The 26,503-nt window shown below is 66.0% G+C and carries 24 protein-coding genes; 15 read left to right on the top strand and 9 right to left on the bottom strand.

Annotation, left to right across the window (positions count from 1 at the left end):
- Positions 1-506 precede the first annotated feature (506 nt).
- The 3 genes from ACEN9H_RS19325 to ACEN9H_RS19315 form a co-directional block, all read right to left on the bottom strand.
- Positions 507-2,069 (bottom strand): diguanylate cyclase, encoded by a 1,563-nt coding sequence (locus ACEN9H_RS19325; protein WP_413671724.1) that lies wholly within the window; start codon positions 2,067-2,069, stop codon positions 507-509.
- 173 nt (positions 2,070-2,242) lie between these two features.
- Complete coding sequence (locus ACEN9H_RS19320) at positions 2,243-3,352, bottom strand: NAD/NADP octopine/nopaline dehydrogenase family protein (RefSeq protein WP_413671723.1); 1,110 nt, start codon at positions 3,350-3,352, stop codon at positions 2,243-2,245.
- 63 nt (positions 3,353-3,415) lie between these two features.
- Positions 3,416-4,066, bottom strand: a complete 651-nt coding sequence (locus tag ACEN9H_RS19315; RefSeq protein WP_413671722.1) for a response regulator transcription factor — start codon at positions 4,064-4,066, stop codon at positions 3,416-3,418.
- A gap of 165 nt (positions 4,067-4,231) precedes the next feature.
- Here ACEN9H_RS19315 and hpaC point away from each other — a divergent pair, with 165 nt between their 5' ends.
- Positions 4,232-4,774, top strand: coding sequence for a 4-hydroxyphenylacetate 3-monooxygenase, reductase component (hpaC, locus tag ACEN9H_RS19310; RefSeq protein ID WP_413671721.1), 543 nt, complete (start codon positions 4,232-4,234; stop codon positions 4,772-4,774).
- 186 nt (positions 4,775-4,960) lie between these two features.
- Here hpaC and ACEN9H_RS19305 read toward each other — a convergent pair whose 3' ends face one another.
- Genes ACEN9H_RS19305 through ACEN9H_RS19285 form a run of 5 tightly spaced genes read right to left on the bottom strand, consistent with a single transcriptional unit; the run spans position 4,961 to position 9,415 of the window.
- Complete coding sequence (locus ACEN9H_RS19305; protein ID WP_413671720.1) at positions 4,961-5,917, bottom strand: PDR/VanB family oxidoreductase; 957 nt, start codon at positions 5,915-5,917, stop codon at positions 4,961-4,963.
- Between the two features lie 6 nt (positions 5,918-5,923).
- Positions 5,924-6,427: an aromatic-ring-hydroxylating dioxygenase subunit beta gene (locus ACEN9H_RS19300; protein ID WP_413671719.1), complete on the bottom strand. Its 504-nt coding sequence runs from the start codon at positions 6,425-6,427 to the stop codon at positions 5,924-5,926.
- Complete coding sequence (locus tag ACEN9H_RS19295; RefSeq protein ID WP_413671718.1) at positions 6,424-7,710, bottom strand: aromatic ring-hydroxylating oxygenase subunit alpha; 1,287 nt, start codon at positions 7,708-7,710, stop codon at positions 6,424-6,426. Before ACEN9H_RS19295 ends, ACEN9H_RS19300 begins: the two co-directional genes overlap by 4 nt.
- A 26-nt stretch (positions 7,711-7,736) precedes the next feature.
- A complete protein-coding gene (locus ACEN9H_RS19290; RefSeq protein WP_413671717.1) occupies positions 7,737-8,891 on the bottom strand; it encodes an amidase in 1,155 nt (384 codons plus the stop codon).
- Positions 8,888-9,415: a nuclear transport factor 2 family protein gene (locus tag ACEN9H_RS19285; protein WP_413671716.1), complete on the bottom strand. Its 528-nt coding sequence runs from the start codon at positions 9,413-9,415 to the stop codon at positions 8,888-8,890. The genes ACEN9H_RS19290 and ACEN9H_RS19285 overlap by 4 nt, the downstream gene beginning before the upstream one ends.
- A gap of 118 nt (positions 9,416-9,533) precedes the next feature.
- On the opposite strand from ACEN9H_RS19285, the gene ACEN9H_RS19280 reads away from it, so the two are divergent.
- Complete coding sequence (locus ACEN9H_RS19280) at positions 9,534-10,457, top strand: LysR family transcriptional regulator (RefSeq protein WP_413671715.1); 924 nt, start codon at positions 9,534-9,536, stop codon at positions 10,455-10,457.
- On the opposite strand, the gene ACEN9H_RS19275 is transcribed toward ACEN9H_RS19280, so the two are convergent.
- Positions 10,439-11,935 carry an ATP-binding protein gene (locus ACEN9H_RS19275; RefSeq protein WP_413675605.1) on the bottom strand — a complete coding sequence of 499 codons (1,497 nt, stop codon included), beginning with the start codon at positions 11,933-11,935 and terminating at the stop codon, positions 10,439-10,441. The two genes, ACEN9H_RS19280 and ACEN9H_RS19275, sit on opposite strands and share 19 nt — an antisense overlap.
- 204 nt (positions 11,936-12,139) lie before the next feature.
- Here ACEN9H_RS19275 and ACEN9H_RS19270 point away from each other — a divergent pair, with 204 nt between their 5' ends.
- The 13 genes from ACEN9H_RS19270 (at position 12,140) to ACEN9H_RS19210 (ending at position 26,496) form a co-directional block, all read left to right on the top strand.
- Positions 12,140-13,309, top strand: a complete 1,170-nt coding sequence (locus tag ACEN9H_RS19270) for an acyl-CoA dehydrogenase family protein (RefSeq protein ID WP_413671714.1) — start codon at positions 12,140-12,142, stop codon at positions 13,307-13,309.
- A 27-nt stretch (positions 13,310-13,336) separates the two neighbouring features.
- Positions 13,337-13,699: a hypothetical protein gene (locus ACEN9H_RS19265; protein ID WP_413671713.1), complete on the top strand. Its 363-nt coding sequence runs from the start codon at positions 13,337-13,339 to the stop codon at positions 13,697-13,699.
- Between the two features lie 3 nt (positions 13,700-13,702).
- A complete protein-coding gene (locus ACEN9H_RS19260) occupies positions 13,703-14,452 on the top strand; it encodes an SDR family NAD(P)-dependent oxidoreductase (protein WP_413671712.1) in 750 nt (249 codons plus the stop codon).
- 13 nt (positions 14,453-14,465) lie between these two features.
- Complete coding sequence (locus tag ACEN9H_RS19255; protein WP_413671711.1) at positions 14,466-14,879, top strand: tautomerase family protein; 414 nt, start codon at positions 14,466-14,468, stop codon at positions 14,877-14,879.
- Positions 14,880-14,888: 9 nt separating this feature from the next.
- The gene (locus ACEN9H_RS19250) at positions 14,889-15,860 is read left to right on the top strand and encodes a LysR family transcriptional regulator (protein WP_413671710.1); all 972 of its coding nucleotides are present in this window, start codon (positions 14,889-14,891) and stop codon (positions 15,858-15,860) included.
- 170 nt (positions 15,861-16,030) lie between these two features.
- Entirely contained in the window at positions 16,031-17,164 is a 1,134-nt protein-coding gene (locus tag ACEN9H_RS19245; protein WP_413671709.1) for a muconate/chloromuconate family cycloisomerase, read from the top strand.
- A 21-nt stretch (positions 17,165-17,185) separates the two neighbouring features.
- The gene (gene catC, locus ACEN9H_RS19240) at positions 17,186-17,476 is read left to right on the top strand and encodes a muconolactone Delta-isomerase (RefSeq protein WP_413671708.1); all 291 of its coding nucleotides are present in this window, start codon (positions 17,186-17,188) and stop codon (positions 17,474-17,476) included.
- A gap of 32 nt (positions 17,477-17,508) precedes the next feature.
- Positions 17,509-18,303, top strand: coding sequence for a 3-oxoadipate enol-lactonase (pcaD, locus tag ACEN9H_RS19235; protein ID WP_413671707.1), 795 nt, complete (start codon positions 17,509-17,511; stop codon positions 18,301-18,303).
- Positions 18,304-18,414: 111 nt separating this feature from the next.
- The gene (locus tag ACEN9H_RS19230) at positions 18,415-19,743 is read left to right on the top strand and encodes an MFS transporter (RefSeq protein WP_413671706.1); all 1,329 of its coding nucleotides are present in this window, start codon (positions 18,415-18,417) and stop codon (positions 19,741-19,743) included.
- Positions 19,740-20,795, top strand: coding sequence for a porin (locus ACEN9H_RS19225; protein ID WP_413671705.1), 1,056 nt, complete (start codon positions 19,740-19,742; stop codon positions 20,793-20,795). Before ACEN9H_RS19230 ends, ACEN9H_RS19225 begins: the two co-directional genes overlap by 4 nt.
- Before the next feature lie 167 nt (positions 20,796-20,962).
- Positions 20,963-22,336 (top strand): DUF1329 domain-containing protein, encoded by a 1,374-nt coding sequence (locus ACEN9H_RS19220; protein WP_413671704.1) that lies wholly within the window; start codon positions 20,963-20,965, stop codon positions 22,334-22,336.
- 17 nt (positions 22,337-22,353) lie between these two features.
- The gene (locus ACEN9H_RS19215; RefSeq protein WP_413671703.1) at positions 22,354-24,060 is read left to right on the top strand and encodes a DUF1302 domain-containing protein; all 1,707 of its coding nucleotides are present in this window, start codon (positions 22,354-22,356) and stop codon (positions 24,058-24,060) included.
- A 66-nt stretch (positions 24,061-24,126) separates the two neighbouring features.
- Positions 24,127-26,496: an efflux RND transporter permease subunit gene (locus ACEN9H_RS19210; RefSeq protein ID WP_413671702.1), complete on the top strand. Its 2,370-nt coding sequence runs from the start codon at positions 24,127-24,129 to the stop codon at positions 26,494-26,496.
- Positions 26,497-26,503: the final 7 nt, after the last annotated feature.

The following is a 26,503-nucleotide window of genomic DNA, read 5'->3' as shown; positions in this document are numbered from 1 at the left end:
GACCCTTTATAAGGAAGTTACAAAGCCAGGGCCGTTAGCGCACATACTTGCGAGGGCGTGTTGCGAAGAAAAACAGGATAGCGGAGGCGAACAAGAACATTAATACGATCGCTTCCCACAATCGAAGGTCACTGAGTGCGAGCTCACCTTTAAAGTGACTCAAAGCTTGAAGTATGCCCATCATGGAATAGATGGCTACCGCTAGCAGAGGCACGGAACCACGCTAACACCAACTCCGTTTCGCACCCAAACCCATATAAGATGTATAGCTGATTTCGTACCTCAAAACACACCTGTTAACTGACCTCAGCCGAAGAGGGTAAGTGCGGGAGATTGAGAAGGAGTAGCACTGGCGCGCCCTCTGACGGTGGGCGACCTCATGCGGTGCAGAGTGCGGTGCAGAGCTAACTCTTTGATTTGTAAGAGCCAAAACGGCCTGCAAAGCCGTTCGGACGTGTTCGACTCACGTCCTTGCCTTCAGTTTTCCTCGAATTCGGCAAACGGGGTCAATGCTGCACGTTGTTGCGCCCTGCCAGTTTGGCGGCGTACAAAGCGGCATCGGCCGATTCGATCAGCGTGCGGGGCACCGTCGCGGCGTCCGGCTGCAGGACCGCGACACCCGCACTGATGGTCACGACATGGAGCTCGCTGCCGCCGTGCGGCATCGCGGCACCCTCGACCGCGCGGCGGATCGACTCCGCGATGCTCAGCGCACCTTGCTGGTCCGTGTTCGGCAACAGCACGGCGAACTCTTCTCCGCCGAAGCGGGCGGCCACGTCGGCGGGGCGGCGGACCGTCGTCCCGATGGCCTGCGCCACCGAGCGCAGGCACACGTCGCCGGCGGCATGACCATGCGTGTCGTTGTAGCGCTTGAAGTAATCGACGTCGATCATGATCAGCGCGATGCTCGTACATTCGCGCGCCGCGCGGCTCAATTCGGCGTCGAGTCGTTCGTCGAGGTAACGCCGGTTGTGCAACCCCGTCAGGCCATCCGTGCGTGCGAGATGATCGAGCGTGGCGTTGCGCAGTTCAAGAGCGGCGTGGGCATCGCGCAATGCCGTTTCGAGACGCGCACGCGCGCGCAGCTGGGTGACCAGCCACATTGCCACGGCCGACACGATGAGCAGCATTGCCGCGACGGCGCCCACTTCCTGCACCGTCATCTCGCGCCAGTCGGCGAAGATGTCGTCCTTGCCCAGCGAAGCACTGAACAGCAAGGGATATACGCGCGAACGCTGGAACGAATGCAGGCGCTCCTGCTGGTCGTAGCGTGTCGTAAGAAGGACTGTCCCGTGGTCCTGCCGGCTACGCAGGGCATACTGGAACAGCGGTGTGGTCCGCACGTCGCTGCCGATGGCACTGGAATTCTCGGGCAGCCGCGTGATGACGGTCCCGTCGTCGAGCGCCAGCAGGATCGCGCCATTGCGCCCGATACCGATCTGTCTGCAATACCGGGTGAAATAGTCCACCGGAATAGTGGCAAGCACCACACCGGCGAACTGCCCGTCCGGATCGTTTACGCGGCGCGAGACCGGAATGACCCAGTCGCCGGTCGAGCGGCTGCGGACGGGTGACCCGACATGCACGCCGCGGTCGGGATGCGTGCGGTGGTAAGCAAAATAAGGCCGGTCCGCATTGTTCGCGTCCGGCTGTGCCGGTTCGGCCGTGCTGACGATCCAGCGACCGTCGCGGTCGTAGACGAACAGGCCCTGCAGAGGCGACGTCTTTTTCGCGATCCGCGACAACATGAAACGCTTGATACGGGCCCGGTTGTGGTCCGTGACCCCGTCCGTTTCGACGCGTTCCACCAGTCCGTCGAGCACCCATGTGACGCTGTTCAGCGTGAGGTCCACGTATTGAATGGCCCCTTGCGCGATGTTTTTGCCCGCAACAGTGCTTTCGGCCAGCTGGTTACGATAGGCGCGCTCGCGCCCCCAGTATTCGATACCCGACGAAAAGAGTATCAGACCGACAAGAACGCAGTGGATCGCAGGGATCAGCGGCTGAGCAAGCAGGCGCCGGACAGTGGAACGTAACTTGTAAATAAAGCGGACGATTGGATAGGGCACGGCGAACTCGATAGTGTGGATCGATAGACGCGCCGGCTGGGTTTGGGCCGTGCAACCGAGAACTATATCACGCTCCCAGGGAGAAATTTTCAGTTCTTTTTGGAATGTTTTGACTCAACAACAGTCCTGGCGTACAGCGGTTGCATGGGCAGGATGGCTCTGCGAACCCTTCGTCAACCCGGCTTCCAGCCGTCCGTCAACATTCTGTTCAGCCTGGTCCGCGTGTACCCTGCCAGCCTGAGCGACTCCAGCGTCCTGCCGCTCCGATACAAGTCGCGTCCGGTCACCGCGCCCGCGATCGCCAGGAGACTTTCGGCCACGGGTACGGGCACGCCCACCCACCGTCCTATCGAGACGAGGAATGCGAGTCCGAGCGCGACGTCCTCGAGCATGTAGCGGTGCGCTTTCAGGTCGATGTGCTCGCGCCAGTCTCCGCTGTCGGTGAGGCGTTCGTGGCTGTTGCGGCCATACATCCATTCGTCGCCGTCGGCCGAGTAATGGTCGGCAAGCGGAAAATGCGGACCGCGATAACCCAGCGCCTTGCGCACGAGAATGCGCTCGTTGTCGAGCGCCGTCGTCACCGCGCGCACCGCCGGCGTGGTGCCTTCGTTATGGATGTCCCAGCGCGGAAAATGTTCGAGCGGTGCGGCGTTCATGACGAGCAGCGGCGGGTGGATGACCGGACCGGCGTTCATGAGCGCGCCACTCAGCGCGTCCTCCACGGCTTCCACGGCAGGGTAGGCGATGCGAAGCACGGCCATGGCCTCGTCCGTCATGCTGGCGGGGAAGACGCCGGTCGGGAGGCGGGTGGCATACGCACTGATCACGACTTCCGCATTGCCGTGCTTCCTCGCCAGGTAGGGAAGCGTGCCCGTCTCGGCGAATGCCACGCGTGCAGGATTCCCGGCATCGCGCAGGGCCCGGCCGAACAGATAGCTGCCGAACGTGCCGGGAGGCAGGAATACGACTTGCCCGTCACGGAGCAGCGGCGCCATGGCCGCCGCAAGGTCGTCGTGGCTGGTCGCGGGCAGTGGAACGACGACGAGGGTCGCGTCGCGCAACGCCGTGGCGAGATCGAATTCCAGTACGATGCCATGCGCCCCGGCGCCGACGGCCACGGTGCGCGAACCATGGCGATCGCGCACCGTCATGGCGCCACGCTCACGCAATTCGACGGCGTCGGCGGTATGGCGGCGCCACCAGGTGACCCGGTGACCCTGTTCCGACAATGCCGCCGCCGCGGCGTAGCTGCCGTGTCCGCCTCCTGTCACGGTGATCCGCATATTGTTCCTTCTTTATGATTGATTTTTTTTCGAGACCGCGCCGATGCATGGATGCGCAGGACCTTATCGGCCGCCCGGGGGCTTGCCCGTGGAAGCGACCAGGATGTCCGGACCGAACGCCAGCACGACGTCGCGGACGAGTCCGGCCGAGCTCTGGCATCCCAGCTTGTCCTTGATGCTGGCACGGTGAACGTCGACCGTGCGCGCGCTGATGTTCAGCTCGCGCGCGATGATCTTGCTGACGTCGCCGCGCAGCATGCGGTCGAGGACTTCGCGTTCGCGCGGGCTGAGCAGCTTGATCTTCTCGCGCAGCTGTGCGCGCCGCGCGCGTTCGGGATGGCGGCTCTGGACGTCCTTCAGCGTGAGCTGGATGCGGTCCAGCATCTGCTGCGAGTTGTACGGTTTTTCGAAAAAGTCGACGGCACCGTTCTGCAACGCGCGCACGGACATCGGAATGTCGCCATGTCCGGACACGAAGATGATCGGCAGCTCGCTTGCCAACGCGTTCAGCCGTTCCTGCAACTGGAAGCCGCTGATTTCCGGCATCCTGACGTCGAGCACGAGGCAGCCGGGCAGGAGAGGGTCGTAGGTGTCGAGGAACGCCGCCGCGCCGGCGAAGCATTCGGTGCGGATGTCGACCGAGTTGAGGAGCCACGCCAGCGATGTGCGCGCTCCTTCGTCGTCGTCGACGATATATACCACTGACGTATCCATGTCCGTTCTCCAGCGTGTTTTATAAATATTTATCGGCACGATCAGTGCCGGCACTACGTAATTTCCTTAGGCGATCTGTCGTTCTGGCGAATTGTCCGCGCGCGACGGCTCCCGTATTCTGGTCGTGACAGCCGCACTTGCGGCGACGATGAACCAGGAGACCTCATGACCACCTCGACGCCCGCCGCCAAACCCGCGGCGACCCTGACCCCGGTACAGATCGCGTTCCGCAACGCCATGGCCCACCTGCCGGCAGCCGTCTGCATCATCACCACCGATGGCGCCGCCGGCCGCTGCGGCATCACCGCGAGCGCCGTATGCTCCGTCACCGACAGCCCGCCGACGGTCCTCGTCTGCCTCAATCGCAGCAGCGCCATGCACGACGTCTTCAAGGCGAACGGCCACCTGTGCATCAATGTCCTCAGCGGCGACCACGAAGAGCTCGCGATGCATTTCTCCGGCGCCACCAAGATCCCGATGGAAGAGCGCTTCACCCTCGACGACTGGCGCGCCGGCGTGTCCAGCCAGCCGGTGCTCGACGGCGCCCTCGTCAAGCTGCAGGGGCATATCAAGGACAGCAAGGTCGTCGGCTCCCATTCCGTCATGTTCGTCGAGCTCGACAGCATCGACGTCAACGAGCAGCGCGACAGCCTCATCTACTTCAACCGCCTGTTCCACACGGTCCGTCCGACCCGCGCCGAAGCCTGATCCCGTGTCCGGCGCCCGGCGCCGGGCCACCAGGGGTGTCCGTATCACGCGGACACCCTTTTTTTAGTGGAACATTGTCACCTTGGTAAAACGCCGGCGTGCCGCGTCAACGGCATGCCGGCGTTCAGGCCCAGTGTAGAGGCGGAAGCGGATCGACGGATATCCGAAATCCGCAAAGGTCCCGTTTCAGAGGTCCAGCACCAGCTGGGCCGTGCGCGAACGCGACACGCACGCGCAGATCTGGTCGTTGGCCGCCTTTTCCTTCTTCGACAGGCAGTGGTCGCGGTGGTCGGGTTCCCCCTCCAGCACCGGCACGATGCACGTTCCGCAAATCCCTTCGCGGCACGAGGTGTCGATCTGGATCCCGGCGCGTGCGAGCACGTCCACCAGCGTGACGCCCGGCGGCACCGCCAGCAACTGGCCCGAACTGGCGAGCTTCACTTCGAACGCGTGATTCTCGCCCGCCGCCGACACCGGATCGGCCTGGAAGTGTTCCAGGTGAATGGCGTCTTCGGCGCGGCCGTGCGCCGCCCGGGCCACGACCTTGTCCATGAACGGTCCGGGGCCGCAGGTGTAGACGTGGGCCGCGCCACCCGATGCCGCCGCGGCCAGGCAGGCGTCCAGGGCGCCGTCGATGGCATCCGGCTGCACCGCGTAGTGGAAGCGCACGTTGTCCGCGAACGGTTGGCCCGCGAGCAGGCCCGAGAATGCGGCATCGGCAGCGCTGCGCGCGAAATAGTGCAGCGTGTAGCGCGCCCCCTGGGCATTCAGCGCATAGGCCATGTTCAGCAGCGGCGTGATGCCGATGCCGGCGCCGAACAGCAGGTGCTCGGGCGCCGACGGCTCCAGCGCGAACAGGTTGCGCGGTTCGCCGACCTCGAGCGTGTTTCCCGTCTTGACGTCGGCATGCAGCGAGCGCGAACCGCCGCGCGAGGCCGGCTCGAGTTTCACGGCGATCAGGTAGGCACTCAGGTCGGCAGGATCGCTGCACAGCGAGTACTGCCGCACGATGCCGCCCGGGACGGTGATGTCGACGTGCGCGCCCGGGGTGTAGGCCGGCAGGGGTTTCCCTGCCGGATGCACGAGGCGGAACGAGCGGATGCCCGGTGCCTCGTCGGTAATGCGGTCTACGATGAGTTTCATGATCGCTTACAGCAGGAAGCCCAGCGCGTTGAGCGCGTCTTGCGAGTTGACGAGGCGGACGACTTTCTGCAGCAGCTTGGGACCTTCGTCCGTCATGCGGATGCGGTAGGTCACGTTACCGGCGAACAGGGTGGTTGTCGTGCGCTTGTACGCGGCCAGCAGCTGGGCCGCCTTGACGTCGATGACGTTGCCGTCGGTGCCGACGTGCGTGAAGCGCGACACGGTGCGTACCGTGATGGCCGAATCGGCGGCCGACATCGAGAACCCGGAATTGAAGCGTTCGATGCGCAGCTGGCGCATGCGGGCGTCGTCGTAGGCGTAGTTCAGCGTCGACGCGAAATCCTCGGTGTCCGGGTCGATCGGCACGACGTAGTAACCGTCGTCGGCCCACAGCGCGCCCCAGGCGTTGTAATCCTTGCGGTCGAGGATCTCGGCTTCCTCCCAGATGAAGGCAATCGCGCGGCCGAGCGGCGTCGTCAGGTCTGCGGTTGGCATTTTCGTGTTAGTCATTTGCTCATCATCCTTTTCCACATGGCATAGGCTTCACGCATGCCGGTTTCGTCGGTCGAATGCGACACCTTGTCGCCGTTCGTGTCCTGCCATTCGCGGTTCAGGCCGCGGTTCACGAGGATCGGCACGTCGCGTCCGGCGCGGGCGCCTTGCTGCACGCGCTCCCAACCCTCGGCGTCGTCCGGGCTGCCGAAGCCGAACGGGCCCTGGAAGTGCTCGTGGATGCGCATGCGCTCGCGGTTGGCGATCTCGGGGCCGCCGTCCATGCCGAGGGCGATGTGGCGGATCTCCGTCTCGTCGACGGCGACGGGACGCAGCACGCGGAAGAACGACATCGACATCGCGACGTTCGGGAACAGGTTCAGGTTGAAGCCGGCGCCGTGCAGCGAGCGCACGATGCGGCGCACCTGTTCCGGCGGATAGTCCCTGGACAGTTCTTCGATCACGTGGGAAAAGCGTTCCTGCAGCTGCTCGCTGCCGTCGTCGATGTCGAGGTCGACGTGTTCCGGCACCATCACCATCACGCTGTGGCCGTTGCCCAGCGAGCGCGTGATCGATTCCTCGTCGGTCATGAACGACAGCATTTCCGACGTCTCGGCGTCGACCGATTGCAGGAAAGTTTTATGGACGACCGGGAAGTGGTAGCCGTCCGTCGTGTTCTCGAGCTGGATCTTCCAGTTGCCCCTGAAGCTGAACTTGTGTTCGCCCTGGGTCTTGATCGGGAAGCCGGCGCCCTGTTTCATGAACAGGTCCATCCAGTGCTTCGCATTGCCGAGGAAGTCCTCGAGCGGTTCGATCTCTTCGTTGTAGCTGGCGAAAATCATGCCGGCGTAGACACCGACCTTCAGCGCCTTCAGCGGCAGGTCGGACTTTTCAATGACGTCCTCGTAGCCGTCCGAATACGGCAGGCCGCGCAGTTTGCCGTCCAGGCCGTACGACCAGCTGTGGTACGGGCACGTGAAGCCGGTGGTGTTGCCCTTGGTCTTCTCGCACACCGTCGCGCCGCGGTGGCGGCAGCGGTTTTCCAGCACGTGGATGTTGTTCTGGCGGTCGCGCACGACGATCACCGGGTTGCGGCCGACGAAGGTCGAGCGGAAATCGCCCGGTTTCGGCAGTTCGCTGACGTGGGCGACCCATACCCAGGTCTTCATGAAGATCTTGTCCATTTCGACGTCGAAGATCTGCGGATCGGTGTACAGCGCGGGGTCGACGACGGCATCCTGCACCAGGTCGGCGTAGGTGGAATCCGGCGTGCGCGGATGAAAGCGTAAGGGGGCGTTCATGCAATGCTCCTGTGGTTGTGTTCTCGTTAGTGGTCGGACTTCTGCAGCGCCTGCTCCAGATGGAGCGCCAGCGCGCACAGGCGTTCGTCGTCGCCTTTGCGGCCGACCAGTTGCAGTCCTGCCTTGACGGAGGTCGTTCTTCCGCTGCCCATGACGGGGACGGGAATCGGGATGCTCAGGGCCGGATGGCCGCTGAGGTTGAAAGGGCGTACCAGGCGGCTCAACGTGATGATGGAAGCCCCGGCGGCCACCTCGGCCAGCGTCGGAGGCAGCGCCGGAAGCGTGGGAAGGACCAGTGCGTCGACACCGTCGAGCGCGAGGTTCACTTCTTCGATGAACGCGATGCGGACACGTTCCGCCGCCTGGCGGTCATCCGCCGTGGTGGCACTGGCTGCCTTGAGGCGCCGCGCGACGTCGTCGCCGACCCGGCCGCCCTCGACCAGGTGCCCGAACGCGGCCCAGGTTTCCTGGTTGATCACGGTCAGGCCGGCATCGAACGCCGCATGCAGTCCGGGGAGCGCGCGGACTTCCTGGGTCCAGCCGCTGGCGTCCAGCGCCGCCGCGACGGCGGCTTCGACCGGCGCGTCGCTGCCGGTGGCAATGATGCCGACGCGGGCTTTCGCCGCCGGCGCGGTGGCCTTCCTGGCATCGAAATCGAGGGCGATGGCCTGCATCACGCCGGTCAGCAGCAAGGCGTCGCGCGCGAACGGGCCGACGCAATCGAGACTGCTCTCGCGCGGCCACGCGCCGCGGCGGCTGACCCGGCCGAACGTCGGCTTCATGCCGAGCACGCCGCAGCATGCCGCCGGCAGGCGGATCGAGCCGCCGGTATCGCTGCCGATGGCCGCGTCGGCCTCACAAGCACCAACCGCGACCGCGGACCCGCTCGACGATCCGCCCGGGATCAGGTCGGGATCCTGCGGATTCACGGGCGTTCCCGCCCATGGGTTGATACCGGTCATGCCATAAGCCAGCTCGTGCATGTTGGTCTTGCCGACGATATGCCAGCCGGCGCGGATCAGCGCGTCGACGACGACGGCGTCGCGCTGGGCCGGCAGGATGTCCGACAGGGCCGCGCTGCCCGCGCGCGTCGGCATGCCGGCGATGTCGATGCAGTCCTTGATGGCGATCGTGGGGCCGTGCAGGTCGCCGAGGTCGAACCGTTCCGCGAAGGCATTCATTGCACTGCCTCCTTGTCCGGCGAATTCCAGGGCACGCATTCGAGGCGTTCGGTGCGGAAGTGGGCAATGAGCCAGTGGCCGTCCGGTGCCGGACGGAACTCGACGTCGAGACGGGCCGTGATGGCTTCGGAACCGCCGGCGCCATAGGTGGACAGTTGCAGCATCAGCCACTGGCCGCGCGCGCTTGCGCCGTCCTCGGCCACCTTGACCTGGTCGGAGGTGAGGAAATGCAGATTACGCTCGAAGTGCGGCGACGGCGCCAGATAGCTGCCGACGAACGCGACGATCGCGGCCGGACCCACGTGGCGGCCGAACTTGCCGGCGTACAGCGGGCCCACGCCTTCCCAGATCGCGTCTTCGGTAAACAGGTCGGCGAGCTGGGGGAATGCGCTGTCGGCGCAGGGCTGGTCGCACAGGTGCATGTAGCGCGCCAGCGTGCTGCGCGCCGCTTGCGCGCCCTCCAGGCGGCGCAGCCTTGCCTCCAGCGACTGGAGGGCATGCGCGGCGGGCGGGGTCGATGTCATGGTCTCTCTTTCTTTTCGATGTTGCGAGGGGTTACCGAAACGATTCTAGAAGTCGAGGTTGCATAGATCAAATTGATGTGACATATTGATCGCATAAATCACATGGATTTTGGTGGCAATGACAACCTTTAACAACATGGACCTGAACCTGCTACGGGTCTTCCAGGCCGTATCGGAAGAACGCAGCCTGACCCTGGCGGGCAACCGGTTGCATTTGTCGCAGCCGGCCGTCAGCTATGCCGTGAACCGCCTGCGCGAGCTGTTCGGGGATCCGTTGTTCGTGCGCACGCGCGACGGCATGCAGCCGACGCCGACGGCGCTGGAACTGGCCAAGCCGATCGGCCGCGCGCTGCAGGCCGTGCAGGATGCGTTGCGGTTCGCGGGCGGATTCGACCCGGCCGAGAGCAACCGGACGTTCCGCGTGTCGATGACGGACGTGGCGGAGATGGTGTTTTTGCCAGCGATCTGCGAACAGTTGCGCGTGCTCGCGCCACGGGTGCTGCTGAAAGTCGAGCAGGTGCCGCAGGACGACATCGTGGACGCGTTGCGCACGGGCCGCCTCGATTTCGCGATCGGCAACCTGCCGGCATTGGCGGCGTCGACGCGCCATGCGCTGCTGTTCAGCGAGTCGTACTGCTGCCTGACGCGCACGCGCACGGGGTTGCCGGCGCAGGACACGTTATCGCTGGAGGCATTCCAGGCACTGTCGCACGTGCAGGTGCGGTCGGCCGAAAGCAGCCACAGCCAGGTGGCGCAGGCATTATTGGAAATGGGCGTCGAGCGCCACGTGGCGCTCGAGATTCCGCACTTTTCCGTGCTGCCGCTGATCCTGCTGCAATCCGACCTCGCCGCGACGCTGCCGCTGCGGATCGCGAAGCTGTTCAATGCGGCCGGGCAGTTCCGGATCTTTGCATTGCCGGTCGCGTTGCCGACGGTCGACGTGATGCTGCACTGGCACGCGGAGTTCGAGGACGACCGGGCGAACGCGTGGCTGCGCCAGCTCGTGCTCGACCTGTTGCAGCGTTACGGGCGCAATTCCTGACCGGGCAGCAGCGGCAGCGAGAACTGGAACAGCGCGCCCCCGCCGGGCGCCGCCTCGGCCCAGATGTCCCCGCGGTGCCGGCCGATGATGTTCTTGCACAGCGCCAGGCCGATGCCGTTGCCGCTGACCTTAGACGTGAAGAAACCGTCGAACAGGCGTTCGTGCAGCGCGGCGTCGATGCCGTTGCCCTGGTCCTGGACGGACACGTACGCCTTGTCCCCGTCGCGTGCGGTCCCGATACGCACCAGCCGGCGTGGCTCGGGAAGGCGCTGCATTTCCTCGATGGCGTTGAACGCGAGGTTCAGGACGACCTGGCCGATCAACACCTTTTCGCAGCTGACCATCAGCGGATCCGGCGCGAACGAGAACGCCAGGCGGACGCCGGCTTCTTCCGCCTTCAATTCGATGAAGTAGCGCGTATCGGCGAGGATGCCGTTCAGGTCGGCCGGCGCCTCGGTCTGTTCGAGTTTCACGACATAGTCGCGGACGCTCTTGATGATGGCGCTGGCGTGGTCGACCTGGCGCGCCGCCGCTTCGAGCCCGGCGCCGATCCCCTCGCGGGTGGCCTCGCTGCTCCGCAGGCGTAGAAGCGAGCCCTGCAGGTAATTGCGGATCGCCGCCAGCGGCTGGCTCAGCTCGTGTGCGATCGCACCGGCCATTTCGCCCATCGCATTGTGGCGCGCGAGGTATTCCAGCGCGGCCTGCTGGTCGCGGCGTGCCTGGTCCGCCTCGACCTGTGCCGTGATGTCGCGGAAATGCAGCAGGTGGCCGCGCAGGTCGCCTTCGATGTCGATATGGCGGCAACTGGCCTGGAACCAGCGGCGGGCACCGGTCGCCTGCTCGGTCTCGAAGACGAACTGCAGCGCCGGGCCGTGCGGCAGCGCCAGCGCCTGGATCTGCGCCAGTTCGCGCCGCGTCTCCGGCGTACACAGGGTCGCGAGATGGGGCAGGGTGGCACCGGTGGCCGGAGCGAGGCCCAGCAGCTTGCGGCCCGTCGTGCTCAGGTAGTCGAAGCGGCTGTCCGCGCCCAGCACGGCGACACCTTCGTCCGAGTCCTGCATGAATTCCGTGAGGCGGCTTTCCAGCCGCTTCATTTCGCGCCGCGCCTGTTCCTCGCGCGCGATGTCGCGGAACTGGACCATGACCACATCGCCCCGGGCCAGGTGCACGAGCGTGGCGATCGCTTCCGACATGATCTCCTCGCCGTTCTTGGCGCGGTAGCACCATTCGATGACGTTGATCCCGCGCTCGACCGCACCCTGCAGCCAGCGCAGGCCGACGTCGCGCCCGTACTGCGCCGCCCGGCCGCTCATGTCGGGCGCCTTCAGCGGCAACAGCTCGTCGAGCGTGAAGCCGAGCACGGCGCATGCCGCGGGGTTGGCCCACAGGATGGCCTTGGTGGCCGCGTCGTGCACGATGATGCAGGACGACATGGCGTCGGCCATCCGTTTGAAATCGTCGGGTTCGAACTGCGCCATCGGCATGCCTTTTCATTCCAGTCCGGCCGATTATACGGTCGCGCCGGGTGGCGGAATCGGGCACTACGTAGTTTCTTTAGGCGTGGGCGGGATTTCGCCTAGCAAAACCGAAATCCCGCGAATTGAACCACATCAAGGGCCTGCCTACACTGGTGCAACGCTATTCCAATGCCCACCGGGCAACCGAACCCAACGGAGACAACAATGCTCGCAATGCAAGCCGAGGCCGCGCCCGCCCGCGCCGGCCACACCCCTACCGAATCGCTCGATCAGCTGCTGGCAGACATTCGCGCACGCCACGCCGAATTCACCACCTTGCGCCACGTGCCGCGCGACATCATCGATCGCCTGAAGCAGCAGGGCGTCTACCGCGCCGCCACGCCGGTCTGCTTCGGCGGCAGCGGCATGAGCCCGAGCGATTTCCTCGCCCTGGTCGAGCGCATCTCGCAGGCCGACGGTTCGGTCGGCTGGGTGGCCAGCTTCGGTTCCGCCTCGGTCTACCTGGCCGCGCTGCCGAAGGCGACCCAGGCGCAGATGTACCGCGACAGCCCGGACCTCGTGTTCGCCGGCGGCCTGTTCCCGATCCAGCCGGCCACGCCGGTGGACGGCGGCTACATGGTCAACGGCACGTGGAAGTTCGCCAGCGGCTGCAAGGGCGCGGACCTGCTGGGCGTCGGCATCGGCACCGGCACCCCGGGCCAGCCGGGCGGCAAGCCGCGCACCGCCGTGCTGCCTCCCAACCAGGTCGACATCATCGACAACTGGGACGTGATGGGCCTGTGCGGCACCGGCAGCCACGACCTCAAGGTGACGTCGCAGTTCGTGTCCGAAGACTGGACCTTCATCCGCGGCGGCGAGTCCAACATCGACGAACCGCTGTACCGCTATCCGACCATCGCCTACGCCGCGCAGGTGCTGGCCGTCGTCAACCTGGGCATCGCCCGCGCCGCCATCGAGGAAATCACCAACATGGCGGGCGGCCGGGTCGCCATCACGGGCGCGCCCAAGCTGGCCGACCGCTCCTATGTCCGCATCGAGGTCGCCAAGGCCGAGGCCCGCCTGCGCGCCGCGCGCGGCTTCTTCTACGACATCACGGGCGAAGTGTACGCGTCCATCCTCGCCGGCAATGCGGTGACGCCGGAGCAGGTCGCAGCGCTGCGCCTGGCCGCCGTCGACGCCGCCCGCGCGGGTGACTGGGTCGTGCAGCAGATGTACGGCCTGGCCGGCACCACGGCGATCTACAACAGCCATCCGCTGCAGCGCTACCTGCGCGACGCGGCCGTCGTGCGCCAGCACGCGTTCCTCGGCGAAGGCATCTATGACGGCGCCGGCGCCGTCGCCCTGGGCGTGCCGCCGATGCCCGGCTTCCTCTGATCAATCAAGCAACACACTGGAGACAATATGTCCGATACCCAAAAAGATCCGCTGCGCGTCCTGTTCTGCATCGGCGTCACGCAAAACTTCTTCGACCTGCCGGAAAGCGACATCGGCGCCGTCTGGAAAGGCTATGGCGAGATGATGAGCGCCATGAACGCCATGCCGGGCGTCACGATCCTCGGCACGATGGACGACGACCGCACGATGGTCGGCAGCTCGGCATCCTGGCCGTGGACCGTGTACATCATGGCCGACGTGGTCGATCTCGACACCGTCGTCGCCGCGTGCAACCTGTTCCGTACGGTGAAAGTCGGCGAATTCCGCCTCTGGAAGTACGGCAAGATCGAGGCCCGCGTCGGCCGCGCCCTCATCATCCAGGGAGGCTGACCGATGGCCGCCAATCACAGAGTCGCGCTGGTCACCGGCGCGGCGCGCGGCCTGGGCGAACTGGTCGCCCGTCGCCTGCACGCGGCCGGATACCGGGTCGCGCTCGGCGACCTGGACGTCGAGGCGGCGCAGGGCGTCGCGCGCAGCCTCGACGGCAGCGGCGAGAGCGCCATGGCATTGCGCCTCGACGTGCGCAACAAGGCCGACTTCGAAGCCGCCGACAGGCTGCTGGACGAACATTGGGGCGGTGCCGACGTGCTGGTCAACAATGCCGGCCAGTCGCGCGTGGCCGCCCTGATGGACATCAGCCCGGAGGAGTTCGACGCGGTCGTGCAGGTCAACCTGCGCAGCGTGTTCCTGGCGTGCCAGGTGTTCGGCAAGGCGTTCGCCGCGCGCGGTCAAGGGCGTATCGTCAATATCGCGTCGCTGGCCGGACAGACCGGCGGCACCGCGACCGGCGCCCATTATGCGGCGGCCAAGGGTGGCGTGCTGACGCTGACCAAGGTGTTCGCCCGCGAACTGGCGGCCCAGGGCGTGACCGTCAATGCGATCTCGCCGGGGCCGCTGGACCTGCCGATCGTGCACGAGAGCGTGCCGGCGGAAAAGCTGGCCGCCGTGATCCAGACGATCCCCGTGCGCACGCTCGGCGACGCCGGCTTCATCGCCGACGCGGTCGTGCTGCTCGCCGCGCATGAAGCGGGTTCGGTGACAGGCGCCTGCTGGGATATCAACGGCGGCCTGTTCATGCGCTGACCGGGAGAATGTGATGCCAACCATACAAGCCCACATCATGGAAGGCCACGCCGACGGCCAGAAGGCGCGGCTGATCGAAGTGCTGACGGACGCCGTGGTCGCCGCGCTGGATGCGCCCATCGATTCCGTCTGCGTGCTGCTCAACGAGATACCCCGCGCGCACTTCGGCATCGCCGGCAAGGCCGCCAGGGCGGGCACGGCGCCGCGTGCCGTCCTGCAGGCATTCCTCATCGCGGGGCGCACCGACGCGCAGAAAGTGCGCCTTGTCGAGAAGCTGACTGCCGCCGCCGCGGCGATCGACGTCGCGCCCGGCTCGGTACGGGTGTTCATCCAGGACCTGCCCAACGAGGACTTCGGTCTCGGCGGCCTGACCGCCAGGGCGCTGGGCCGCGGCATTGGCCGCGCGGCGCTGGTGTCCCACAACTAGGAGGACGCGATGGAACTTCGCCATCTGAAGTATTTTCATGCGGTGGCGGAGACGCTGAGTTTCAGCCGCGCGGCCGAACGCCTGCACATCGCGCAGCCTCCGCTCAGCCGGCAGATCCGCCAGCTCGAGGAGTTGCTCGGTGCCGAGCTGATCGATCGCGAGTCGCGTCCCATCGCCCTGACGGTTGCCGGCAAATTTTTCTACGAGCAGACGTACCAGGTGCTGTCCCGGCTGCGCGAGATCGAGGAGGGCACCCGCCGCCTCGCCCGCAACCAGCGCGTCTGGTTCGGCATCGGTTTCGTCCCGTCCGTCATGTGCGGGCTCCTGCCCGACCTGATCCGCCAGTTCCGGCAGGCCGAGCCCGGTGTGGAAACCGGCTTCACCGAACTCATGACGATGGAGCAGGCGGCGGCGCTCAAGCTTGGCCGGATCGACGTGGGCTTCGGCCGGTTGCCGATCGACGACCCGGATATCGAATGCGTCACCTTGCTGCGCGAGCCGCTGCTGGCGGCGCTGCCGTGCACGCACCCCCATGCGGACGCCGAGGTCGTCGACCTCGACGATCTCGCCGCGGATCCGCTGGTCGTCTATCCCGCGCGGCCGCGGCCCGGCTACGCCGACCAGGTCCTCGACCTGTTCGCACGGCGCGGTGTGCGCCCGGCAACCGTGCGCGAGGCGAACGAGATGCAGACCGCACTCGGTCTCGTCGCCGCCGGGATCGGCGTCGCACTGGTGCCCGCGTCGGCCTGCCAGGGCAGGCGCGGCAGCGTGGTCTTCCGGCGCGTCGCGGCGGAAGAGGCGGTGTCGCCGGTCATCATGAATTTCCGGCGCGGCGATGCGGGCGACGTCCTCGCGCGCTTCCGCGCGATGGCCGAAACGCTCCTCCCGCTGGCCATCCATACGACGGCGCGAGCGGTGGCGACGCCCGACCCCGCGCCGCGCATCGTGGAATGGGCGCGGGCGGCCGCGATGCCGCTGTAACCCCATGATTCCCTGATGTCTCCTCCGGTCCGACCGGCCTTGCAGACCCGCTTCGTGCGGGTCTTTTTTTGCGCGGCTTTATACCTTGGAGGTATGCGACTTGCCCCAATCGGTCTTGGACGGCATGTCGGCTTGTTCCTATGATTGATCGAAACAGACCCGAGGATTCAATGAGCGAGACTTCCATCAAGATCGAGAGCGTCGACGTACTCCTGCTCGACCTTCCGACCATCCGCCCGCACCAGCTGTCCGTTGCCACCATGCGCCGCCAGAAGCTCGTGCTGGTCCGTATCCGCGCCAGCGACGGGATCGTCGGCTGGGGCGAAGCCACCACCATCGGCGGCCTGGCATACGGGGAAGAGAGCCCCGAAAGCATCCGTACCAATATCGACACGTACATGACGCCGGTGCTCGTCGGCACCGACGCCACCAGCCCGAACGCCCGCATGTTCGCGCTGCGTTCGCACCTGCAGGGCAACCGCTTCGCGCTGTGCGCCATCGAGACCGCGCTGTACGACGGCCAGGCGCGCCGGCTCGGCGTGCCGCTGTCCGACCTGTTCGGCGGCCGCGTGCGCGACAGCCTGCCGGTGGCATGGACCCTGGCCAGCGGCGACACGGCACGCGACATCGCCGAGGCGGAACACATGCTCGACATCCGGCGCCACCGCGTGTTCAAACTGAAGATCGGTGCGCGCGACGTGCGTGCCGACGTGGCCCACGTCGCGGCGATCAAGCGCGCCCTCGGCGACCGCGCGAGCGTGCGCGTGGACGTGAACCAGGCCTGGAGCGAAACCGACGCGATGCTCGGCATGGGCATGCTGCAGGACGCCGGCGTCGACCTCGTCGAACAACCGATCGCCGCGCACGATATCGAAGGCATGCGCCGGCTGCGCACCATGAACCGCATTCCGCTGATGGCCGACGAGGCGCTGCATGGCCCGCTGGACGCGTTCCGCATCGCCGAGTCGCGCGCAGCGGACGTCTACGCCATCAAGATCACGCAGTCCGGCGGCCTGCGCGGCGCGCAGCAGGTGGCCGCGATCGCCGAGTCCGCGAACATCGGCCTGTACGGCGGCACGATGCTCGAAGGCGCCGTCGGCACGATCGCCTCCGCCCAGCTGTTCGCCACGTTCCCCGAACTGGCGTGGGGCACCGAACTGTTCGGCCCGCTGCTGCTGACCGAAGAGATCCTGCGCACGCCGCTCCAGTACCGCGACTTCGAACTGCAGCTGCCGGCCGGTCCGGGCCTCGGCATCGAGCTGGACGAAGACCGCCTGGCGTTCCTGCAACGCCAGCAGCACTGACCAACGAGAAAGAGAAGCACGATGTTATTCAAAGTCAGCATGAATGTTCGCCTCCCACACACGATGCCGCGCGAAGAGGCCGACCGGCTGAAGGCCGCCGAACGTGCGCTGGCCCAGGACCTGCAGCGCAGCGGCAAATGGCGCCACCTGTGGCGCGTGGCCGGACGCTACGCCAACGTGAGCATCTTCGACGTGGCCGACAGCACCGAGCTGCACGACACGTTGATGTCGCTGCCGTTGTTCCCCTACATGGACATCGACGTCGAGGCGCTGTGCCGCCATCCTTCGTCGATCCATGACGACGACCGCTGAGCCGCCACGAGCAACCGGCAAGGGAGACCAGGATGGGCAAGACCGCAATATTGAATCCAGGGCAGGACCAGATCGCCTACACGCTCGACGGCCCGGCGGACGCGCCGGTCCTCGTGCTGTCCAATTCGCTGGGCACGACGATGTGCATGTGGAACAGCCAGATCGACGCGCTGTCGCGCAGGTATCGCGTCCTGCGCTATGACACGCGCGGGCACGGCAGCTCGGGCGCCGGTGCCGATACCGGCGACGGTTATACGCTGGACCAGCTTGGCGGCGACGTGGTGCGCCTGCTGGACGGCCTCGGCATCGAACGCGCCGGCTTCTGCGGCATTTCGATGGGCGGCCTCACCGGCCTGTGGCTGGGCGTCCATGCGGCCGACCGTATCCAGCGCCTCGTCGTCGCCAACAGCGCGGCCCGGATCGGCTCGGCAACCGGCTGGACGGAGCGGGCGAACCTGGTCATGTCCTCGGGCATGGACGGCGTGGCCGAGGGCGCGCGCGGACGCTGGTTTACCGATGCATTTTGCCGCCGCTCGCCGGCGCTGACCGACGTGCTGATCGACGAACTGCGCCTGTGCCCGCCCGCAGGCTACGCGGCATGCTGCCTCGCGCTGGCGGCGGCCGACCTGCGCGACGACATCCGCGCGATCCGCGTGCCGACCTTGCTGATCGCGGGGCGCCACGATCCGGTCACGACCGTCGCGGATGGGGAATTCATGCGGGAACGCATTGCGGGATCGCGTCTCGCCGTCGTCGACGGGTCGCACCTGTCGAACGTCGAAGACGCCGACAACTTTACCGGCCTGCTGCGCACCTTCCTGGGGTGAGCCGGGCGATCCCCCCGGGGTCGCCGCAGCGATGCATGACAAACAACGAGCCCGTAAAAACAGGGCCGGGCGCCGCCATCCGGCGGCAGCCAAATCACAATGGAGACAAGCATGTACGACGCCACCACGGGTCCGGACGCAATCCGGCCGGCCGCTGTCCGCAATGCGGACGATGCGCTGTACCGCAAGGTATCGCGCCGCCTCATTCCCTTTCTGTTCCTCTGCTATGTGGTGTCCTTCCTGGACCGCATCAACATCGGATTCGCCCAGCTCCAGTTGAAGCAGGACCTGGGCTTTTCGGATGCCATGTACGGCCTGGGCGCGGCCGTGTTCTACATCGGCTACGTCCTGTTCGAAGTGCCCAGCAACCTGCTGCTGGCGAAGTTCGGCGCCCGCAAGACCTTCGTGCGCATCATGCTGTTGTGGGGCGCGGCGTCGGTCGGCATGATGTTCATCTCCACGCCGGCGCACTTCTATGGCCTGCGCTTCATGCTCGGCATGTTCGAAGCCGGCTTCTTCCCGGGTATCGTGCTGTACCTGACCTACTGGTATCCGCCGCTGCGCCGCGCGTCGGTGCTGTCGTATTTCTTCGCGGGGGTCGCGGTGGCCGGCGTGCTCGGCGGGCTGCTGTCCGGCTGGATCATGCGCGACATGGCCGGCGTCCTCGGCCTCAAGGGCTGGCAGTGGATGTTCGCCATCGAAGGCTCGCCGGCGCTCGTGCTGGCCGTGGTCGCGTATTTCTACCTGCAGGATTATCCGGAAGACGCCTCCTGGCTGAGCGCTGCGGAAAAGAGCCGCATCGCGGCCAACCTGGACCAGGGAACGCGCGCCGGGCATGGCGGCTCGGGCAGCGGCCTGGCCGCATGCCTGCGCGACCCGCGCGTCTACCTGTTCGCGTTCCCGTACTTCGCGCTGACCGGCGCCGCATTGATGCTGGCGTTCTGGATGCCGCTGATGATCCGCGACTTCGGCGTCAAGGACGTCATGATGGTCAGCCTGTATTCCGTCATTCCGAACGCGATCGGCGCGGTAGGCGTGCTGCTGGTGGCGCGGGCGGCCGACCGCACCGGGCGTCACCCCGCGTTTTTCGCCGGATGCGTGGTCACGGCCGCGCTGGCGCTGGCGGCGCTGACGACGCATCCGGGCAGCCTGCCGGTTGCCCTCGGCTTGCTCGCCCTGGCGGCGGTGACCCTGTTTTCCGGCCTGCCGATCTTCTGGGCGGTGCCGACTTCCCGGCTCGCACCCGAGGCGCGTGCCGCCGGCATCGGCGTGATCAGCAGCATCGGCACCAGCGCGGGCATCGTCACGCCGTGGGCCATCGGCCAGGTCAAGTCCCTGACCGGCAGCATGGATGGTGCGCTGCTCGGCCTGGCCGTGCTGCTCGTGGTGAGCGCGTGTGTCATGGTCGCGGCGAGCCGCAAGGGCGAGGAGCGGGCATGAACGGGTTCAAGCAAACGAACGTGGGCATGAGCGCAAACCGCCTCGCGTTGGCCGTACTGGCGGCGCTGGCCGCCGGTGCGCCGGCGCGCGCGCAAAGCAATGTCACCGTATTCGGCATCCTCGACACCTACGTCGACGCCAGCCACGCCGGCGACCGCGGCGCGGTCCGTGTCCAGAGTGGGGCGATCTCCGGATCGCGCCTGGGATTCCGCGGCAGCGAAGACCTGGGCGACGGCCTGAAGGCGATTTTCCTGCTCGAAGCGGGCATCAACGTCGACGACGGGACGTCCGGGCAGGGCGGTGTGCTGTTCGGCCGCCAGTCGTGGGTCGGCGTGAGCACGCGTGCCGGCGACCTGACCGTCGGGCGCCAGTATTCGCCGAACTTCTTCACGATCATCACCTACGGCCTCGGCGGCGGCATGGCGTGGGGGAATGCATCGAACTACTTTACCGACAATTCTCCGCTGCGCGTCAACAACTCGATCAGCTATGTCTCGCCGTCGTTCGGCGGGCTGAAGGGACGTGTGTTCTACGTCCTCGGCGAGAACACGACGCTGCCGGGCGGCTCCCATGTCGGCAACATCCACAGCGCCTCGCTGCAGTACGACGCCGGCCGCTTCTCGGCGGGCGCCTCCTATGAAGAGCGCAGGACGACGCAGGCGAACACGGACCGGTTCTACGCGGCCGGCGCCAGCTACCGCTTCGACGCCGTGAAGCTGGGCGTGCTGGCGCAGGCAAGGCGCGACGATGCCGACGTCGCCGCCAGCAATGCGCTCGAGGTCGGCGCACTGGTGCCGATCGGCCCCGGCGCGCTGCTGATCGACGCGGGCTGGTATCGCGCGCGCAGCGTGGTGAACGGCAACGCCGCGGCGTACAGCCTGCGCTACGACTACAACCTCAGCAAGCGGACGATGGTGTACGCCGGTGCGGCGCATATCCGCAACGACGCGGGGGCGCAGTTCGGCATCAACGGCAATACCGGGCCGGCATTCGCCGTCGCCCGGGGCGAGGATCCGCGCGCGCTGATCGTCGGCGTCCGGCACGCGTTTTGATGAACATGAACCTCTCGAATGGGTTCGACAGAAGGCTTGCTTGCCTCTTGGCCCGTGCTCGCGCACGGGCATTTTTTCGCATCCGGCATGAGTCGCCAGGAAGCGGAAACGGCACGGCATATCCATCGATTCGACGGCATCGTGACTTTTAACTTGGAGTGAGACAAATGAACAAGCAATCAGGTTTGATCGGAATTCTGGTGGCAATGGCGGTCGGTAGCGCATGGGCGGCGTCGCCGCAGGACATCGGCACGACGCTGACCCCGCTCGGCGGCGCCGAGAAGGCCGCGAAAGGCGACATCCCCGCGTGGACCGGCGAAAACGTGGTGTCGAACAGCTGGCACTACGGTGAATATCGCAAGGACGCCTTCAAGTACAAGGACGAGAAGCCCGCGGTCGTCATCGATGCGAGCAACGTCGACAAGTACGCGGACAAGCTGACGCCGGGCCAGGCCGCCCTGATCAAGAAGGTCAAGGGCTACAAGATGGATGTGTACCCGACGCACCGCTACTGCAGCGCGCCCGACTTCGTGGTGGAGAACACGAAGAAGAACGCGGGCGGCGCGGCGAAACTCGGCGCCGACGGCCAGACGCTGGGCGACGCCGTGGTGCCGGGCATTCCGTTCCCGTTCCCCAAGAACGGTGTGGAAGTCATGCTGAACTCGAAGATGCGCTATCGCGGCGTGGCGGTCGAGTACAAGAAAAACACGACGTCGGTGTCGCCGCGCAAGGGCGCCAGCGAGTGGATCAAGGCGGTCAGCGAACAGACCGTGTTCTATCCATGGGGCGCGAAGGGCAGCACGGCCCTGAGCACGCTGCCGCAGGTCGAGTTCTACACGTATTACGCGTACGTCGCGCCGACAGCGCTGGCCGGCCAGGCGCTGTCGATCACCTATTTCCTCGACAAGCCGGGCACCGAGACGTTCTACTACTTCCCCGGCCAGCGCCGCGTGCGCCGCATGCCGAGCTATGCCTACGATGCGCCGCAGATCGGCATGGAAAACCAGTACACGATGGACGAACCCTACGTCTTCAGCGGCAGCCTGGACCGTTTCGACTGGAAGCTGGTCGGCAAGAAGGAGGTCTATGTGCCGTACGGTTCGTTCGGACTGTACAACTTCAAGGCCAAGCTCGAGGACGTCCTGCATGACGACAGCGTCGCCGAGGGCGCGCGCCGCTACGAACTGCACCGGATGTACGTGGTCGAGGCCACCGTCAAGCCGGGCACCCGCCACCTCGCACCGAAGCGCACGTTCTACGTGGACGAGGACAGCTGGAACCTGCTGCTGGCGGACGACTACGACGCCCAGGGCAAGCTGTGGAAGCATCGCGAGGGTCACCTGATCCCGGTTGCGGAAACCGGCACGTGCGATGCCTCCGCCTTCGCCGAATACAACCTCGCCGAAGGCCGTTACCTGGTCGACGTGCACTCGGTGGGCGCGGGCAAGGACATCCAGTATGCGACCGACCCGAAGACCAGCCCACGCTACAAGGCCAGCTTCTATAGCGCCGACAACCTGCGCGCCATCAGCGAGCGTTGATCGCAAGGAGACAGAACATGAAGAATAATTACAAATCGGTGGCGCTCGCGGCATTCGCCCTGTGCGCAGGCACGGCGAATGCGATGACGTTCGAAGGCCAGACCGTGTCCGGCAATTTCGATTCGACGATCACGTTCGGCATGGGATTCCGTGCGCAGAACCGGGCCTGCGCCGGCGTCATCGGCAGCGTCGCGGGCAATCCGGTCGCCCCCACGGGACCGACGGCCGGTCCCGGTTGCACCGACGCCGTGTCGGGCTATAACGACCAGGGCAACCTGAACTACGACAAGAACGACCGCTTCACGACTTACCTGAAGGGCACCCACGAGCTGCTGTTGAATTTCCCGGACGACGTGAAGTTCCTGGCGCGGGTCAGCTGGCTGCGCGATTTTGCGGCGACGCACACGACGGGCAACCTGAGCGCCCTGGGCAGCACGCAGCCGATCCCCGCCAACGCGGAACAGGACCTGCACGACAAGGAACGCCTGCTCGACTTCTGGGTCAGCAAGGGGTTCGAGATCGGCGAGCAGCGCGCGCGCGTCCGGGTCGGCAACCAGGTGCTGAACTGGGGCGAGAGCATGTTCCTGCCCGGCGGCCTGAACCAGACCAACAGCCTCGACCTGCTGCGCCTGGCCCAGCCCGGCACGCAACTGAAGGAAGCGGTGCTGCCGGCGCCGATGATCGACTTTTCGACCGGACTCGGCAGCGGCCTGTCGATCGATGGCTACGTCCAGCACGGCTGGAACGGCAACTATTTCGCGCCGGTGGGCAGCTACTGGTCGACCGCTGCGGTCGGCAAGGGCGCGGAAGACTACGGCATCGCCGAGATCGGCAAGCCGCGCAAGAGCGGGCAATACGGCGTCGCACTGCGTTACCAGCCGGAAGGCACGGCGCTCAACCTCGGGCTGTACGCGATGCGCTACCACGACAAGTCGCCCGTCATCACGACGTCGGTGGCCACGCCGTCCGGCCTCGCCTACCGTTACCTCGAAGACCGCAAGCTGTTCGGCATCAGTGCCAATTTCCCGCTGGGGAACTGGGCGATCGGTACCGAATTGTCGTATCGTCCGCGCGACGCCGTCAGCCTGAACAGTTCGGCGCCGGGTCTGGGCGCGACGTCGCAGACGGCGGTGACCGGCGCCCGCACGTGCCTGGCGAACGGGAACTGCTATGTCGAAGAGAAAAAATACCAGTTCCACCTGACCGGCACCCTGAGCCTGACCCCGAGCGATCAAGGGGCCATCCTGAATCTGCTGGGGGCCGACACGGCGACGTTCATGGCCGAGGCGGTCGCGATCCGCTTCCCGCACCTGCAGGCACAGTACGACGGCATCCCCGTCGCCGCGGGCAACTGGGGGTATGGCTACGGCACCGCGGCGGAGGTCGCCGCAACGGGCGCCGGCGCACCGGCCGCAGTCGGTACCGCGACCTCGTACGGCTACAACCTGGACTTCAGCTGGGTCTACGACGGCAAGCTGGTCCCGGGATGGCAGGTCGTTCCTGAGATCTATTTCTTCCAGGCCGTGAAGGGCCGCACGCCGAATGCGATGGGCACGTTCATGCAGGGTGCGAAGTCCGCGAACCTGATCGTCAACTTCATCCAGAATCCGGCGAAGTGGCAGGTCAGCGTCAACTACGCGCGCTTCTGGGGCGGCGGTTCGATCTTCGACCAGCCGCTGCGCGACCGCGGCTTCTTCGGCGCGACGGTGTCCCGCAACTTCTGATCCGCACCGGCCAGGCCGCAGGTTCCGACCGGCGGCCTGGCCGGTGATCAATCCGCAGGTAAAGAAATGGCAAACCCTCCGAAATTCTTCAGTCTGGCGCGGTTCGAACGGTTCGTGTTCCGCGTCCGGATCCCGATCCTCGTCGTGCTGATGCTGTTCACCGTCGCGATGTCGGTCTTCGCCTTCAGGCTGCGCATGGATGCCGGCTTCGAAAAGCAGATGCCGACCCACCACGAATACATCGAAACCTTCAACAAGTACAAGAACGACGTCATCGGCGCGAACCGCCTCAACATCGTGCTCCGTGCCCGGCATGGCACGATCTGGACGGCCAAGGGACTCGCGCGCCTCAACGACCTGACGCAATCGGTGATGTTCCTGCCGAACATCAACCGCCTCGGCGTGCAATCGCTGTGGACGCCGAACACGTTCGTCAACGAAATCACGGAAGAGGGCTTCCGCGCCGAACCCGTCATTCCCGGGAACGTGACGGCGTCGAGCCTGACGCCCGACACGATCGCGCAGATCCGCAACGCCACCAGCAACGGCGGCTTCGTCGGCACCTTGGTATCGAACAGCCAGGACAGCGCCATGGTCTCGGCCGAGATCAACGAATTCGACGCGCAGGGCAACAAGGTCGACTACCTGAGCTACAACCTCGCACTCGAACAATTGCGCAAGAAATACGAAGATGCGGATTTCGAAGTGCAGATCATCGGCTTCGCCAAGCAGATCGGCGACATCGCCGACGGCGCGGCCGGCGTCATCAAATTCTGCCTCGTCGCGCTCGTGCTGACGACGCTCGCCGTCTACTGGTACAGCCGCTCCATCAGCTTCACGCTGCTGCCGGTCGCATGCTCGCTGACGTCGCTCGTGTGGCAGTTCGGCACCCTGTACCTGCTCGGCTACGGCCTCGACCCGCTGGCCGTCCTCGTGCCGTTCCTCGTGTTCGCGATCGGCGTGTCGCACGGCGTCCAGCAGATCAACTACATCGTGCGCGGCATCGCCGAGGGCAAGACCTGCGAGCAGGCGGCACGGGACAGCTTCCGCGGCCTGCTGGTCCCGGGCGTGCTCGCCCTGATCACGGCGTTCGTCTCGTTCGTCACGCTGGTGTTGATCCCGATTCCGATGGTCAAGGAACTGGCGATCACGGCGTCGATCGGCGTCGGCTACAAGATCGTGACGAACCTCGTGATGCTGCCGCTGGCGGCGTCGCTGATGAAGGTCGGCGCCGCGTACGCCACGTCGGCGCTGCGCAACCAGGTCAGCCGCGGCCGCTGGCTGCGCGTGCTGGGACGGGCGGCCGATCCCACGGTCGCCAGGGTGATCGTCTGCCTGACGCTCGTGGTATTCGCCGGCTCGGTGTGGTACAGCCGCGACCGGCTGGTCGGCACGCTGCAGCCGGGTGCGCCGGAACTGCGCGAGGACGCGCGCTTCAACCAGGACGCGAAATCGATCGCCGCCAACTACGCCACGGGCCTCGACTGGATGACCGTCGTCCTCGAGACCCCCGCGAACTCCTGCGAGAACGTGAACTACGGCCGCTACCAGGACGGCTTCGACGGCGCCATGCGCAATGTGCCGGGCGTGCTGTCGGTGAGCTCGTTCGCCGACCAGATCAAGACCTATAACGAGGGCTACAACGAAGGCAACCCGCGCATGTGGGTGGTGCCGCTCGACGCCGCCAACTACTCGGCGCTGGCCGTGGAGATCGGCCGCGTGCGCGGCTTCCTGTCGAAGGACTGCAGCATGCTGGCCACGCACCTGTACCTCACCGACCACAAGGCGTCGACCATCAACGGCGTCATTGCCGCGGTCAAGCAATATCGCGACGCCAACAAGCTTCCCGGCCTGCACGTGCGCCTCGCGTCCGGCAACGCCGGCGTGATCGCGGCCGTCAACGACGAGGTCGAGAAGTCGGAACTGCCGATGATGCTGTACGTGTACGCCGCGATCATCATCCTCGTGTTCGTCGTGTACCGCGACTTGCGCGCCGTCGTGGCCTGCTGCCTGCCGCTGACGGTGGCGACTTTCATCGGCTACGCGTTCATGAAGAAGCTCGAGATCGGCCTGACCGTCGCGACCCTGCCCGTGATGGTGCTGGCCGTGGGTATCGGCGTCGACTACGCGTTCTACATCTACAACCGCCTGCAGATGCACCTGGCCGCGGGCGAATCGATCGCGGTGGCGCTCGAGAAATCGATCCAGGAAATCGGCATGGCGACGATCTTTACCGCGATCACGCTGGCGATCGGCGTGGCGACGTGGTCGTTCTCGGCGCTGAAGTTCCAGGCCGACATGGGCAAGCTGCTGGCGTTCATGTTCATCGTGAACCTGGTCATGGCGATGACGGCGCTGCCGGCGTTCGCCGTACTGCTCGAGCGCATGTTCCCGCGCCGTAAGCCGATCCGCGTTTCCGCCGCACTCCAACATTGAGGACACA

This window comes from Massilia cellulosiltytica, assembly GCF_047325105.1.
Lineage (GTDB): Bacteria > Pseudomonadota > Gammaproteobacteria > Burkholderiales > Burkholderiaceae_D > Telluria > Telluria orientalis.
This window is presented reverse-complemented; position numbering and strand designations above follow the sequence as displayed.

Bases quoted from the DNA above. Each gene is read 5' to 3' on its own strand.
- pcaD (WP_413671707.1), top strand. From the start codon at position 17,509: ATGGGCAAGACCGCAATATTGAATCCAGGGCAGGACCAGATCGCCTAC.
- ACEN9H_RS19315 (WP_413671722.1), bottom strand. From the start codon at position 4,066: ATGGATACGTCAGTGGTATATATCGTCGACGACGACGAAGGAGCGCGC.
- ACEN9H_RS19275 (WP_413675605.1), bottom strand. From the start codon at position 11,935: ATGGCGCAGTTCGAACCCGACGATTTCAAACGGATGGCCGACGCCATG.
- ACEN9H_RS19225 (WP_413671705.1), top strand. From the start codon at position 19,740: ATGAACGGGTTCAAGCAAACGAACGTGGGCATGAGCGCAAACCGCCTC.
- ACEN9H_RS19265 (WP_413671713.1), top strand. From the start codon at position 13,337: ATGTCCGATACCCAAAAAGATCCGCTGCGCGTCCTGTTCTGCATCGGC.
- ACEN9H_RS19250 (WP_413671710.1), top strand. From the start codon at position 14,889: ATGGAACTTCGCCATCTGAAGTATTTTCATGCGGTGGCGGAGACGCTG.
- ACEN9H_RS19290 (WP_413671717.1), bottom strand. From the start codon at position 8,891: ATGAATGCCTTCGCGGAACGGTTCGACCTCGGCGACCTGCACGGCCCC.
- ACEN9H_RS19215 (WP_413671703.1), top strand. From the start codon at position 22,354: ATGAAGAATAATTACAAATCGGTGGCGCTCGCGGCATTCGCCCTGTGC.
- catC (WP_413671708.1), top strand. From the start codon at position 17,186: ATGTTATTCAAAGTCAGCATGAATGTTCGCCTCCCACACACGATGCCG.
- ACEN9H_RS19270 (WP_413671714.1), top strand. From the start codon at position 12,140: ATGCTCGCAATGCAAGCCGAGGCCGCGCCCGCCCGCGCCGGCCACACC.
- ACEN9H_RS19260 (WP_413671712.1), top strand. From the start codon at position 13,703: ATGGCCGCCAATCACAGAGTCGCGCTGGTCACCGGCGCGGCGCGCGGC.
- ACEN9H_RS19255 (WP_413671711.1), top strand. From the start codon at position 14,466: ATGCCAACCATACAAGCCCACATCATGGAAGGCCACGCCGACGGCCAG.
- ACEN9H_RS19295 (WP_413671718.1), bottom strand. From the start codon at position 7,710: ATGAACGCCCCCTTACGCTTTCATCCGCGCACGCCGGATTCCACCTAC.
- ACEN9H_RS19300 (WP_413671719.1), bottom strand. From the start codon at position 6,427: ATGACTAACACGAAAATGCCAACCGCAGACCTGACGACGCCGCTCGGC.
- ACEN9H_RS19245 (WP_413671709.1), top strand. From the start codon at position 16,031: ATGAGCGAGACTTCCATCAAGATCGAGAGCGTCGACGTACTCCTGCTC.
- ACEN9H_RS19320 (WP_413671723.1), bottom strand. From the start codon at position 3,352: ATGCGGATCACCGTGACAGGAGGCGGACACGGCAGCTACGCCGCGGCG.
- ACEN9H_RS19280 (WP_413671715.1), top strand. From the start codon at position 9,534: ATGACAACCTTTAACAACATGGACCTGAACCTGCTACGGGTCTTCCAG.
- hpaC (WP_413671721.1), top strand. From the start codon at position 4,232: ATGACCACCTCGACGCCCGCCGCCAAACCCGCGGCGACCCTGACCCCG.
- ACEN9H_RS19305 (WP_413671720.1), bottom strand. From the start codon at position 5,917: ATGAAACTCATCGTAGACCGCATTACCGACGAGGCACCGGGCATCCGC.
- ACEN9H_RS19220 (WP_413671704.1), top strand. From the start codon at position 20,963: ATGAACAAGCAATCAGGTTTGATCGGAATTCTGGTGGCAATGGCGGTC.
- ACEN9H_RS19210 (WP_413671702.1), top strand. From the start codon at position 24,127: ATGGCAAACCCTCCGAAATTCTTCAGTCTGGCGCGGTTCGAACGGTTC.
- ACEN9H_RS19285 (WP_413671716.1), bottom strand. From the start codon at position 9,415: ATGACATCGACCCCGCCCGCCGCGCATGCCCTCCAGTCGCTGGAGGCA.
- ACEN9H_RS19230 (WP_413671706.1), top strand. From the start codon at position 18,415: ATGTACGACGCCACCACGGGTCCGGACGCAATCCGGCCGGCCGCTGTC.